The sequence below is a fragment of the Acidovorax sp. JMULE5 genome (genome assembly GCF_013376875.1).
GTDB classification, from domain to species: domain Bacteria; phylum Pseudomonadota; class Gammaproteobacteria; order Burkholderiales; family Burkholderiaceae_C; genus Acidovorax; species Acidovorax facilis.
Map to the genome: position 1 here is coordinate 2,824,623 of NZ_CP035951.1, position 12,381 is coordinate 2,837,003.

Sequence of the window (12,381 nt, forward strand, 5' to 3'; positions counted from 1 at the left end):
TGACAACTTAGGGAGAAACCCGCAGCACCTCTTTCAGCATCCGGAAACAGCTCAGGGCTTCGCGGGTAAACCCGATGGGAGCTGGCTGACAGCATTCCAGCCCGGGCCATCAAACCAGTCATCGCCCTCCAGGTAGGCGCGCAGCATGGGCAGGCTGTCGAGCCCCCAGAAAACCTTGCCGTCCACCACAAACGCAGGCACACCAAACACACCCGCCGCCTGCGCGGCCTCGGTGTTGGCGCGCAGCAGCGCCTTGGGGCCTTCGCTGTTCGCGTCATGCCCGGGGCGGATTTGCTCGGCCAGATCGGCCGCCAGCGCGGCAAGGCGCTCGGCGTCCAGCGCGTCGTGCCCGCCCTGCCACACATGGCGCAGCACGGTGCCCGCCACATAGCGGTTGATGCAACCGTCGTAGCTGCAGGCCAGCGCCTGGCGCAGCAAGGGCAGCGGGTTGAACGGGTGGCGTGCTGGCATCTGCAGCGGCGTGCCCTGCGCGTGGCCCAGCCAGGTCACGTGGCGGTAGGTCCAGGCGCGCTTGGGCGCAATGCCCGCGGGCCCCGGGTTGGCGTGCTGCTGCAGCAAAGCTCCCAGCAGCACCGGGCGGTATTCGACGCTGTAGCTCAGGTCCACCAGCGCCTCGGGCAGGCGCTCAAAGGCCAGCCAGGCGTAAGGCGAAATGAAGTCGAGGTAGAACGTGATGTGTTTCATGGCTCAGCCTTCTGCGCTTTCTGGCTGCACCGGCACGGCAATGCCCGCCCGGTCCAGCAGCTGCCGCCAGATGCCCCGCCGCAGGTGCGAGTCGGCACGCGACCAGATGCGGATCTCGTCGAGGGAGCGAAAGCAGCCCTCGCAGTGGCTGCGGTCGGGTGACATACGGCAGACCGAGATGCAGGGCGAGGGCACGGCCTCGGTGTTTTCAGAATCAAAATGGCCGTCAGCGCTTATCTGCAAAGCGCGAACAGCTAGCAATTCAATAGCACTCATGCCGCAGACTCAGGTGCAACCACCTGCACCACATCCACCACGGGCGCACCCGTCAGCCGCTGAAGATCGCTGGGGTGTAGCGCAAACACACCATGCGGATGCCCCGCCGCCGCCCACACCACCTCAAAGCGCAGCAGGTCCTGGTCGATCAGCGTGACGGGCGGCGTGGCGTGCGCCACAGGCGACACACCGCCGATGGAAAAGCCCGTGCGGCTTTTCACGAAGTCGGCATCGGCGCGGCCGATCTTGCCGCCCACGTGGGCCTCCACCTTTTTCTCGTCCACCCGCCGGTCGCCCGAGGTAACCACCAGCACGGCCACATCGTCGCTCTTGCGGCGAAAGATGATGCTCTTGGCAATCTGCCCGACGGCAATGCCCAGCGCATCGGCCGCCTGCTGCGCGGTGCGCGCTGCGTCGTCCAGCATCTGCGGCCGGTGGGGGTGGCCCAGGGATTCCAGCGCTGCAGCCACGCGCTGCACACCTTCGGGCAGGTTTTTCAGTTCAGCTCCACACATCGTTTCTTACTCCGAAATCACAATCGTCGGGGCTATTTTGATCGCACAGGCGCGACCCCAGCCAGTGCACCCGTGGAACTGGCTTCGCCAGGCCACCGGGTGCGTCCCCCTCCCGCGCAGCGAGAGAGGGGTGAAGACGCGCAGCGTCTCAGGGGGTGCTTCATCCTTACCCCGCACGTTTGGTCAACAGCGCGTTGGCAGCGCGGGAGTTGGGCTTGCGGCCCAGGAAATCGCTGATGTACGCGCCCGCGTCGATGAGCTTGTCGAGGTCGATGCCCGTCTCGATGCCCATGCCCTGCAGCATGTACACCACGTCTTCGGTGGCCACATTGCCGGTGGCTCCCTTGGCATAGGGGCAGCCGCCCAGCCCGGCCACGGACGACTGGAAGTTCCACACGCCCAGCTCCAGCGCGGCCAGCGTGTTGGACAGCGCCTGCCCGTAGGTGTCATGAAAGTGGCCCGACACGTCGTCGATGCCGAAGTGCTGCAACGTGGCCTCCAGCGCCTTCTGCACCTTGCGCGGTGTGCCCACGCCGATGGTGTCAGCCACGTCCACACGCTGCACGCCAATGCCCTTGAGCAGGCCCGCCAGGTACGCCACACGCTCAGGGGCAATGTCGCCTTCGTACGGGCAGCCCACGGTGCAGCTCATGGCGCCGCGCACACGGATACCGGCGGCCAATGCCGCCTCTACAACGGGCGCAAAACGCTCAATGCTCTCGGCAATGCTGCAGTTGATGTTGCGCTGGCTGAAGGCCTCGCTGGCGGAGCCGAAGACGACGATCTCATCGGGCTTATCCAGCACGGCGGCCTCAAAGCCCTTGAGGTTGGGCGTGAGCACCGAATACGCGACGCCGCTCTGGCGGGTGATACCGGCCATCACCTCATGGTTGTCGGCCATCTGCGGCACCCACTTGGGACTGACGTAGCTGGTGACTTCGATCTCTTTCAGGCCCGCCTGCTGCAGGCGGTGCACCAGCTCGATCTTGACGGCGGCTGGGACTGGGGTCTTTTCGTTCTGCAGGCCGTCGCGGGGGCCAACGTCGATGAGGCGGACGCGGGAGGGAATGCTCATGGGGCTACCAAGGGTGGATCAAGGAATCCGCCATTGTCTCGCCTGCGCCTCCACAGGGCCACCCCATATCGTGCCAGACCATTCGCCGGACCCGCCATCAGCCCGTACGGGTGCCATCACCCGCCACCTCCTGCCGCAGCAAGGCCACCATGGCCTGCGCCGCCAGCGACAGCGGCCGCCCCCGGAGCGTGATCAGCCCGATGGGCCGGTGCAGCACGGGCGCCTTGAGCGCTCGCGTGACGACCTCGGGCCTGCGCACCACCTGGGCGGCCAGTTCGGGCAGCGCGCTCACACCCAGCCCCGCCGCCACCATGGCCGCGATGGTGGCCAGGTGTTCCACCTCATAGCGCGGCGCAAAACGGATGCGGTGCGTCAGCAAGGCCTCTTCCGCATACTGCCGCACGCTGGTGCCTGCAGGCATGGAGACGTGTGGCAGCTCGGCCACATCCGCCCAGGCAATGGCGCTGCGCCCTCGGGCTAGCGGGTGCGTGCGCCCCATCAACAGCACAAAGCGGTCGGACACCAGCGGGGTGTAGTCCAGGTCGGCATAGGCGGGGTTGGCAGCGGTGAGGGCAAAGTCCACGCGCCCGGCGCGCACCATGTCAAACGCCGGGCCGGCCAGGCTGTCAAACAGCTCCAGCTGCACGCCCGGATGCTGCGCAGCAAACCGGGCAAACGCGCGCGGCACTGCCCCGGCGGCCAACGACGGCAGCGCCGCCAGCGCAATGCGGCCCACCTGCAGCTGCGCCACCTCCTGCACGCGGCGCACAGTCTCCTCCATCTGGTGGCGCAGAAACCGCGCCTGCTCGGCAAACACCTCGCCCGCCAGCGTGAGCTGCACGGTGCGCGTGGTGCGCTCGAACAGGCGCACGTCCAGCATCTCCTCCAGCCGCGCCACCGTGCCCGACACCGCCGATTGCGACAGGTGCATCTGCAGGGCCGTGCGCCGAAAGCTCAGCGTTTCGGCCAGGGAGAGGAACACATCCACCTCGCGGGCGGACCAATTGATCTTCATGGCCGATCAGTCTATCGAAAAAGACGTCTGGACCGCGCAATGCTGGATACCTAGACTGCACTGCAGACAAGTAAGCGACCCAAGAAACAGGAGACACGATGGAAACAAGTTCGCCTCGCAATGCACGCACCGTGGTGGTGGGCGGAGGCACCATGGGGGCCGATGTAGCCGTGGTCCTGGCCCGGGGCGGCGCGCAGGTCACGGTGGTCGACCCCCACGCCGCACGACGCGACCACTTGCTGCCCCACATTGCGCAGGAGCTGGCCGCTGCCGGCCAGGCCACCCACGCCGGCCCGGTACAGGTGTGCGCCAGCCTGCAGGACGTGGACTGGAGCGGCGTGGTGCTGGTGGTGGAATGCATCACCGAGCAACTGGCCGCCAAGCAAAAGCTGTTTGCCGAGCTGGAAACCGTAGCGCCACCGAACGCCGTGCTGGCCAGCAACAGCTCGGGCTTTCCCATCAGCGCCATCGCCCAGGGCTTGGCTACGGCACAGCGCATGCTGGGCCTGCACTTCTTCATGCCCGCCCACCTGGTGCCGCTGGTGGAGGTGGTGCTGGGCGAGCGCAGCGACCCGGCGCTGGGCACCTGGCTGCATGCCTTCATGCGCGGCTGCGGCAGCGTGCCGGTGCTGGTCAAGAAGGACAAGCCCGGCTTTCTGGCCAACCGCATGCAGCACGCGCTTTCACGCGAGGCCTTTGCACTCATCGACGAGGGCATTGCCTCGCCCGAAGACGTGGACGCCGCCGTGCGTTTTGGCTTCGGCTTCCGCTTTCTGGCGGCCGGGCCGGTGCTGCAGCGCGACCACGCAGGCATCGAGGTGCACACCGCCGCCGCCGCCACCATGTACCCCACGCTCTCGAACACCGACATCCCCGCCCAGGCCCTGCGCGACAAGGTGGCCCAGGGCACCTTGGGCATGAAGACGGGCAAGGGCTTTTTCGACTGGCCCGAAGACCGCAAGCAGGCCGAACGCGCGCGCTACGACACGCTGCTGCGCCAGGGCCTGGCCCTGCTGGCCAGCGAGCTGCCCACCATCGAGCCCCCCACCGCCACCTCACCGACGGACACCCCATCGACCACCGGAGCCCGCGCATGAGTGCATCGCCCGCATCACCCACCATTGCCAGCCAGTGGGTTGACCCGCTGATCGTGACCGTGGCGCCCAACGGCGCCTACAAGCAGCCTGCCGACCACTCCGCCGTGCCCATCACACCGGCCACGCTGGCCACCACGGCCAAGGCCTGCCTGGACGCGGGAGCGGCCATGCTGCACATGCACATACGCGACGCGCAAGGCCGCCACAGCCTCGATGTGGAGGGCTACCGCGAGGCCCAGCGCGTGGTGAGCCAGGCTGTGGGCGACGCGATGGTCATCCAGATCACCAGCGAAGCCGCAGGCGTGTACCAGGCCCCCGCGCAGATCGCCATGGTGGAGGCCCTGCAACCCGAGGCCGTGTCCATCGGCCTGCGCGAAGTGGACAAGCCCGAGATCGGCGAAGCCGGACTGCAGCGCTTCTTCACTGGCCTCGCCCAGCGCCGCACCATGGTGCAGGTCATCCTGTACGACGTCGCAGACCTGCGCCGCTGGCAGGCACTGCGCGCCAGTGGCGTGGTGCCGGATGCACCTTGGTTCCTGCTGTTTGTGCTGGGCCGCTACAGCGCGGGCCAGACCTCCAGCCCGCGCGACCTGTTGCCTTTTCTGAACGCCCATGACGGCGACGAGCCCTGGGCGGTGTGCGCCTTCGGTGCCGCAGAGAACGCCTGCGTGGCCGCCGCTGCCGTGTTTGGCGGCCACGCCCGCGTGGGGTTTGAAAACAACCTGCTGTGCAAGGACGGCAGCGTGGCCCCCGACAACACTGCGCTGGTGCGCCAGGCCGACCAAGCGGCCGCCGCGCTGGGCCGCCCGCTGGCCACCGCCGCCGACATCCGGCAGCGCTTTGGCGCAGGCTGATCGGCCCCGCCCCACAGCGCTCCCCATTCATTGACATCAACCCGCAGCAGACGGGCTTTATCCATCCCCACAGGAGACAGACATGCAACCCCACCACCGCCACGACCACCCTCCCTCATCCACGCCTCGCACCGCACGGCGCGCCGTGCTGCACGCGGCCCTTGCCGTGCCCCTGGCCCTGGGCATCGCAGGTCACGCTGCGGCGCAGACGGCCGCCACCGCCTTCCCCAGCAAGACCATCCGCTTTGTGGTGCCCTATCCTCCCGGTGGACCCACCGACCTGATGGCCCGCATGCTGCAGCCTGAGCTGCAAAGCCGCCTGGGTGTACCTGTGGTGGTGGACAACAAGGGCGGCGCTGGTGGCAACACCGGCAGCGCGGAGGTGGCCAAGCAGGCGCCAGCGGACGGCCACACGCTGCTGCTGGCCGCCAGCGGCCCAATGGCGGTCAACCCCTCGCTGTACGCCAGCATGCCGTTCAACCCGCTGACCGATCTGGCGCCGGTGATCCAGCTGTCGGCATTCCCGCTGGTGCTTGAAGTCCATCCCTCGCTGGGCGTCAAGACGTTTGCCGAGTTCCTGGCCATGGCCAAGGCCGGCAAGCCGGTGCTGAACTACGCATCTGCCGGCAACGGCACCCCGCAGCACCTGGCGGGCGAGCTGTTCAACACCACGGCGGGCGTAAAGATGGGGCACATCCCCTACCGGGGTGCTGGCCCCGCGCTCAATGACCTGATCGGCGGACAGGTGAACGTGATGTTTGACATCGTCGGTAGCTCCCTGCCCCACATTCAGGCGGGCAAGCTCATCCCGCTGGCCGTCACATCCAGCGAACGTGCCAAGGTGCTGCCCAATGTGCCCACCATGGCGGAGGCTGGCATTGCGGGCTACCAGATCACGGGCTGGCATGGCATTGCGGTGCGCGCTGGCACCCCGCAAGCCACCGTCGACAAGCTCAACGCCACGGTGAATGCGATCTTCAAGGAACCCGCCTTCCGCGCCAAATGGGAAGCCATTGGCACGCCTGCGGTGGGGGGCACGGCGGCAGATTTCGGGGCGCTCATCAAGGCCGACGCGCAGCGCCTGGGCAAGCTGGTGCGCGATGCCGGCGTGACGGTGGATTGAAAAGGCACACCCTCAGTGCCCGCGCACAGAGGGCTATGCGACAGACCTGGGTCGCAAGCGCAGTAACAGCCAGCCCACTGCCATACCGATGGCACTGGACAGCAGCATCACCGTACCGGTCACGATCTTCACAGCGGTGGAGCTGCTGATCTCGGCCTGCGACGGGTCTTGGGCGGAGTAGCGCACCGAGACGGTCTCACCCACCTCGTGGATGGCCTGCTGCTGGCGTGCGACCGAGTCTGTGAACCGGAATGTCCGCCCATCGCCCGCCGCAAACTCCACAATGCTTTTCTTGGCAAGCCCCCGGCGGTGGGCCGCGCCCGTCATGATTTCTTCATGCGCAACCACCCGGCCCCTGGCGGTGTGCGTGTCGCCCAGCATATTCATGCCAGAGGCCAACAACCACGCTGCGCCCAGCGCGGTCAAGGCGCTGGGCACCATCAGGATCCAGCCCAAAAGGCCAAAGAAGCGGCGGAAGGTGGAGGTGCTCATGCCTGCCATTCTCCACGCTGGTGAGCGCGTGGACCGGCGGCCTCAGTAGCCGCGCGCCGGGTTCACAATGCCTGCCACGGCCTCGCCGCGCTCCAGCGCCACCATCTTGCGCGCGATCTGCGCAATGCTTTCGTCGCGCAGCGTGCGCGCTGACGTATGGGGCGTGATGGTGATGCGCGGGTGCGTCCAGAACGCATGCCCTGCGGGCAGCGGCTCGGTGCGGAACACATCGAGCGTGGCGCCTGCCACGTGGCCGCTGTCGATGGCGGCCACCAGGTCTTCGTCCACCAAGTGCGCGCCGCGCGCCACATTGATCACGTAAGCACCGGGCAACAGGCGGCCCAGCGTGTCCTTGTTGATCACGTTGGCCGTATCGGGCGTGAGCGGCAGCAGGTTGACCAGCACGCGGCTGGCAGACAGAAAGTCATTGAACTGGTCCGCCCCCGCGAAAGCGCGCACGCCGTCGATGGCCTTGGGGCTGCGGCTCCAGCCGTTGATGGGAAAGTCAAACTGCGCCAGCGCCTTGGCAACCTGCTCGCCCAGCACGCCCAGGCCCATCACACCGATGGGGTAGTCGCTGCGCAGGCGCGGCTTGCGGTAGCCCCAGCGGCCCGCCTGGGTGTCGGCCTCATAGCCGTCAAACTCGCGGAAGTGGCGGATGACCGCGTGGCACACGTACTCGGCCATCTGCACCGCCATGCCTGCGTCGTCCAGGCGCACCACCAGGGCCTTGGGAGGCAGGCGCAGCTTGAGCAGGGCATCCACCCCCGCGCCAATGTTGAACAGGGCCTTGAGGCCCGGCTGCTCGTCCATGAACTGCCGGGGCGGCGCCCACACCACGGCGTAGTCGGCCTGCGGCGCGCCCGGCTGCCACAAGGAAATATCAGCGCCGGGCAGCGCGGCAGAAAAGCCCTGGAGCCAGGGCTCGGGTTTGGCATCGGTACAGCAAAAAGTGATCTTCATGGCCAGCAAGCGTAACGGCATTGCGCGCCGCGCGCTGTCACGCGCAGGGCGCCCCAGCCGGGCTTACGCCTTTTCAGCCACCACCAACTTGAGCAGCTCAGCGCCTTCGGTCACCTGGTCGCCCGGCGCATACAGCAGCTCCTGCACCACACCATCCGCAGGGGCAGCAATGGTGTGTTCCATCTTCATGGCTTCCATCACTGCCAGCGGTTGGCCCTTGGCTACCGCGTCGCCCGCCTTCACGGCAAACGACACCACCTTGCCAGGCATCGGGGCTGTGAGGCGCCCGCCTTCGGCCGCAGCCTCGCCCGCGTGGGCCAGCAGGTCGATGGCAGTGATCTGCGTGGCGCCCAGCGGGGTGAATACGTGGTCCACCTCGCCCTGGGCATACACAGCCGCACGCGTGCGCTGACCTGCAAACTGCAATTCGATGCCCTGCCCCACAGCGCTGAACACCAACGGCCCGGCCACTGCGGCATCGCCCTCGCCGACGGCCAGATGCAGGCTGCCACCACGCTCGTAGGTCAGCAGCGCCTTGGCGTGCTCGCCACCAAACTCGAACTCAAACCGGCGCTGCACCACGCCATGGGTGTGAAAACCATCGCGGCGGCTGAACGGGTCCACGCCCTCGCTGGCGCGCTCGCGCAGCAGGGTCTGGGCCACGGCCGCCGCAGCGGCCAGCGGCAGGCCCACGGGTTCCTGGTGGAACAACACGGCCTGCTCGCGCGGAATCAGCGCGGTGTCCAGCTTGGCGCTGGCAAATGCCTCGGTGCGAGCCACGCGGCGCAGGAACTGCACGTTGGTTGCCAGGCCCACGATGTGGGTCTGCGCCAGCGCTTCATCCAGCCGGGCCAGGGCTTGCGCACGCGTGTCGCCGTGCACGATGAGCTTGGCCACCATGGAGTCGTAGAACGGGCTGATCGCATCGCCCTGGCGCACGCCGGAATCCACGCGCACCGCGCCGCGTTCAAACGTCACACACTCGGGCAGCGCGTACACGTTGAGCGCCCCGGTGGCGGGCAGGAAGTTGTTGTCGGGGTTCTCGGCGCAGATGCGCGCCTCGATGGCGTGACCTTGGATGCGCAGGTCGTCCTGTTTGAGCGGCAAGGGCTCGCCAGACGCCACACGCAGTTGCCACTCCACGAGGTCGAGGCCCGTGATGGCCTCGGTCACGGGGTGCTCCACCTGCAGGCGGGTGTTCATCTCCATGAAGTAGAACTTCATCTGCTCGGGCGCGTCGTAGCCGCCGGGCTGCTCGACGATGAATTCCACCGTGCCCGCGCCCACGTAGTTCACCGCCCGTGCTGCGGCCACGGCGGCCTCGCCCATGCGGGCGCGCAGCTCGGGCGTCATGCCGGGGGCCGGTGCTTCTTCCAGCACCTTCTGGTGGCGGCGCTGCACCGAACAGTCGCGCTCAAACAGGTACACGCAGTTGCCGTGCGTGTCGCCAAACACCTGGATCTCGATGTGGCGCGGGCGCTGCACGTACTTCTCCACCAGCACCGCGTCGTCGCCAAAGCTGTTGATGGCCTCGCGCTTGCAGGAGTCGAGCGCCGCCGCAAAATCCTCGGCCTTGTCCACGGCGCGCATGCCCTTGCCACCACCACCCGCGCTGGCCTTGATGAGCACCGGGTAGCCAATGCGGTCCGCCTCGCGTTGCAGCAGCGCCGGGTCCTGGTCTGCACCGTGGTAGCCGGGTACCAGGGGCACCTGGGCCTGCTCCATCAGGCGCTTGGACTCGGCCTTGAGCCCCATCGCATTGATGGCGCTGGCGGGGGGGCCGATGAAGACCAGGCCCGCATCGGCACAGGCCTTGGCAAAGTCTTCGTTCTCGCTCAGGAAACCGTAGCCAGGGTGGATCGCCTGCGCCCCCGTGGCCTTGGCGGCCTCGATGATGCGCTCCCAGCGCAAGTAGCTGTCCTTGGGCGCGCTGCCGCCAATGTGCACGGCCTCGTCGCACACGGCCACATGTTTGGCGTTGGCGTCGGCATCGGAATACACGGCGACGGTCTTCACGCCCAGGCGCTTGGCGGTCGCGGCCACACGGCAAGCGATCTCGCCTCGATTTGCGATGAGTATCTTGTTGAACATTTTTAAGCCACCTTGGCAGAACCAGAAAAGAAAGAGGAAAGGCGCCGCACCACGGCGCGCAGAAACTTGAACAGCACCACCAGCAGCAGCACCGACACGATCAGCATCACCACCAGCGCAATGCCAAACGCCACCGGGTGCTGCGTGGCCAGCCACACCACAGCCACCACGAGGCCGTCTTCAAAGAACGACAGACCCCAGTTGGAAAAAGGCTCGGGCGACGTGTTGACCGCCGCGCGCGTGGTCATTTTTGTGGCCATCGACGTGGCAGAAAGGGAGCCGCCCAGCAGCCCGGCCACCACCGCCATGGTGGCGTTGTCGGCACCGAACACACCATAGGCCAACGCGGCGCCCGCTGGCACGCGGATGAAAGCGTGGATGGCGTCCCAGGCGCTGTCCACCCACGGCACCTTGTCGGCAAAAAACTCCACCATTAGCATGAAGCCGCTGACCATCAGCACCAGCGGGTGCTGCAGCATGGCCAGGCCAGGGGGCAGCGGCATCCAGCCCAGCACGCCCATCATGCCGACCAGGAACACCACGGCATACAACCGAAAACCGCTGGCCCAGCCCAGCGCTGCGGCCAGCGCCAGCAGGCTGGGCATGTCGAGCTTCGCAGTTGCTGTGGCTGCCGCGTCGCCCACGGCGCGCGCGGTGCCGCCATCCACATGCAGCCCCAGCGTGTGGAGCCACTGCACGATGTTGAACCAGAGGGTGTCCATCATTCCTCCATCACGCTTGGCCTAGCCTCAGGCGTGCGAGCCTGCCATGGCCTCATGCCAGCGATGCCGAGCAAGGGCCGCCCCGCAGCGAGGGCATCGTCCCCCTCCCGCGAAGCGAGAGAGGGGGAAGGCGCGCAGCGACTCAGGGGGTGTTTCATACCAACCAGGCGGGTTTGCGTTTGCTGAGGAAAGACTGCACGCCTTCCTTGCCCTCGTCGCTGGCACGGATGTCGGCAATGCCCTGCACCGTGGCGGCGATGAGGCCCGCGTTAATCTCCCGCTCTGCCACATCCATCACCAGCTTCTTGCAGACGCGCACAGCGTTGGGGCTGGCGCTGGTCAGGGCCTTGAGCAGTTCGTCCACCTTGGCGTCGAGCTGGTCAGCGACCACGACCTCGTGCACAAAGCCAATGCGCAAGGCTTCGGCCGCGCCAAAACGCTCTGCCGTGAGGAAGTACCGGTGCGCAGCGCGTGCGCCCATGGCACGGATCACATAGGGGCTGATGGTGGCGGGGATAAGCCCCAGCTTCACCTCGCTGAGACAAAAGCCCGCCGTGTCCACGGCCACGGCCATGTCGCACGCGGCCACCAAGCCCATGCCGCCTGCATATACATCGCCCTGCACGCGTGCCACCGTGGGCTTGGGGCACTCGTAGATCACCCGCAGCATCTCGGCCAGCTTTCCCGCATCGGCGATGTTCTCGTCGCGCGTGTAGTCGGCCATGCGGCGCATCCAGTTGAGGTTGGCACCGGCGCAGAAGGCCGGGCCTTCCGCAGCCAGCACCACGGCGCGCACATCGGCACGCCCACCCACATCGGTGAAGGCGGCGGTGATCTCGGCAATGACCTCATCGCTGAAGGCGTTGCGGATTTCGGGCTGCGTGAGCGTGATGCGCGCCACGGCGCCGGCTTGGGTGATGGACAGGTTCTGGCTCATGGCGTGGACGGGTTTTGCAGGAAGTAGACAAGGTCCAGCTCGGGGCTGGGCTGGCCCAGGGCGGTCAATGCTGCGGTGATCTGGCCCCGGTGGTGGGTGCCATGGTTGAACACGTGGGCCAGCGTGGCCGCAAACGGCAGCGATGCCGCTGTGCCGCGCATGGTGGTGTAGTCGAGTGTGCCGCTCCAGCGGTCCGGCTTGAACGAGGCTATCAGCGGCGCCCAGCGGGCTGCGCCCTCACGCAACCGGGCATCCAGCCGCCCACGGTCAGATTCCAGCTCGGCGTCCAGCGCCACCTTGGGCGAAATGCCGTCGGCAAAGCGCACGAACCACAGGTGGTGCTCGCCCACCAGCAGGTGGTTGAGCGTGCCGTGGATGCTGTGAAAGAACAGGCCTACATCACGCCGGTAGTCCTCTTCCGGCAGCGCCCGCACGGCATCAAGCAGGCGCGCCGTGGCCCACACGTTGTAGCGCGCAAGCTGGGTGAAGTGGGCAACAGCGTCCATGGCAGCTCCC

Annotated in this window: 14 protein-coding genes; 3 read left to right on the plus strand and 11 right to left on the minus strand. The window is 67.2% G+C overall.

Going from position 1 to position 12,381, the window contains the following annotated elements:
• Window positions 1-51: 51 nt before the first annotated feature.
• From EXV95_RS12665 to EXV95_RS12685, 5 genes are all read right to left on the minus strand, one after another.
• Window positions 52-705: a 2-hydroxychromene-2-carboxylate isomerase gene (locus EXV95_RS12665; RefSeq protein WP_055393049.1), complete on the minus strand. Its 654-nt coding sequence runs from the start codon at window positions 703-705 to the stop codon at window positions 52-54.
• Window positions 706-708: 3 nt separating this feature from the next.
• Window positions 709-981, minus strand: coding sequence for a DUF1289 domain-containing protein (locus EXV95_RS12670; RefSeq protein WP_176887103.1), 273 nt, complete (start codon window positions 979-981; stop codon window positions 709-711).
• A complete protein-coding gene (locus tag EXV95_RS12675; RefSeq protein ID WP_055393041.1) occupies window positions 978-1,496 on the minus strand; it encodes a YbaK/EbsC family protein in 519 nt (172 codons plus the stop codon). Before EXV95_RS12675 ends, EXV95_RS12670 begins: the two co-directional genes overlap by 4 nt.
• Before the next feature lie 166 nt (window positions 1,497-1,662).
• Entirely contained in the window at window positions 1,663-2,571 is a 909-nt protein-coding gene (locus EXV95_RS12680) for a hydroxymethylglutaryl-CoA lyase (RefSeq protein ID WP_176887104.1), read from the minus strand.
• 97 nt (window positions 2,572-2,668) lie between these two features.
• A complete protein-coding gene (locus EXV95_RS12685; protein WP_176887105.1) occupies window positions 2,669-3,586 on the minus strand; it encodes a LysR family transcriptional regulator in 918 nt (305 codons plus the stop codon).
• Window positions 3,587-3,684: 98 nt separating this feature from the next.
• Here EXV95_RS12685 and EXV95_RS12690 point away from each other — a divergent pair, with 98 nt between their 5' ends.
• The 3 genes from EXV95_RS12690 (at window position 3,685) to EXV95_RS12700 (ending at window position 6,660) form a co-directional block, all read left to right on the plus strand.
• The gene (locus EXV95_RS12690) at window positions 3,685-4,683 is read left to right on the plus strand and encodes a 3-hydroxyacyl-CoA dehydrogenase family protein (RefSeq protein ID WP_176887106.1); all 999 of its coding nucleotides are present in this window, start codon (window positions 3,685-3,687) and stop codon (window positions 4,681-4,683) included.
• The gene (locus EXV95_RS12695; RefSeq protein ID WP_176887107.1) at window positions 4,680-5,537 is read left to right on the plus strand and encodes a 3-keto-5-aminohexanoate cleavage protein; all 858 of its coding nucleotides are present in this window, start codon (window positions 4,680-4,682) and stop codon (window positions 5,535-5,537) included. Before EXV95_RS12690 ends, EXV95_RS12695 begins: the two co-directional genes overlap by 4 nt.
• Before the next feature lie 82 nt (window positions 5,538-5,619).
• Complete coding sequence (locus EXV95_RS12700; RefSeq protein WP_176887108.1) at window positions 5,620-6,660, plus strand: tripartite tricarboxylate transporter substrate binding protein; 1,041 nt, start codon at window positions 5,620-5,622, stop codon at window positions 6,658-6,660.
• A gap of 33 nt (window positions 6,661-6,693) precedes the next feature.
• On the opposite strand, the gene EXV95_RS12705 is transcribed toward EXV95_RS12700, so the two are convergent.
• The 6 genes from EXV95_RS12705 to EXV95_RS12730 form a co-directional block, all read right to left on the minus strand.
• Entirely contained in the window at window positions 6,694-7,152 is a 459-nt protein-coding gene (locus EXV95_RS12705) for a DUF3592 domain-containing protein (RefSeq protein WP_176887109.1), read from the minus strand.
• A 42-nt stretch (window positions 7,153-7,194) separates the two neighbouring features.
• Complete coding sequence (locus EXV95_RS12710) at window positions 7,195-8,115, minus strand: glyoxylate/hydroxypyruvate reductase A (RefSeq protein WP_176887110.1); 921 nt, start codon at window positions 8,113-8,115, stop codon at window positions 7,195-7,197.
• A gap of 63 nt (window positions 8,116-8,178) precedes the next feature.
• On the minus strand, window positions 8,179-10,206 hold the full coding sequence (locus tag EXV95_RS12715; RefSeq protein ID WP_176887111.1) for an acetyl/propionyl/methylcrotonyl-CoA carboxylase subunit alpha: 2,028 nt from the start codon (window positions 10,204-10,206) through the stop codon (window positions 8,179-8,181).
• Window positions 10,207-10,208: 2 nt separating this feature from the next.
• Window positions 10,209-10,928: a DUF4126 domain-containing protein gene (locus tag EXV95_RS12720; protein ID WP_176887112.1), complete on the minus strand. Its 720-nt coding sequence runs from the start codon at window positions 10,926-10,928 to the stop codon at window positions 10,209-10,211.
• A 154-nt stretch (window positions 10,929-11,082) separates the two neighbouring features.
• The gene (locus EXV95_RS12725) at window positions 11,083-11,865 is read right to left on the minus strand and encodes an enoyl-CoA hydratase/isomerase family protein (protein WP_176887113.1); all 783 of its coding nucleotides are present in this window, start codon (window positions 11,863-11,865) and stop codon (window positions 11,083-11,085) included.
• Window positions 11,862-12,371 carry a DinB family protein gene (locus EXV95_RS12730; RefSeq protein ID WP_176887114.1) on the minus strand — a complete coding sequence of 170 codons (510 nt, stop codon included), beginning with the start codon at window positions 12,369-12,371 and terminating at the stop codon, window positions 11,862-11,864. The genes EXV95_RS12725 and EXV95_RS12730 overlap by 4 nt, the downstream gene beginning before the upstream one ends.
• Window positions 12,372-12,381 lie beyond the last annotated feature (10 nt).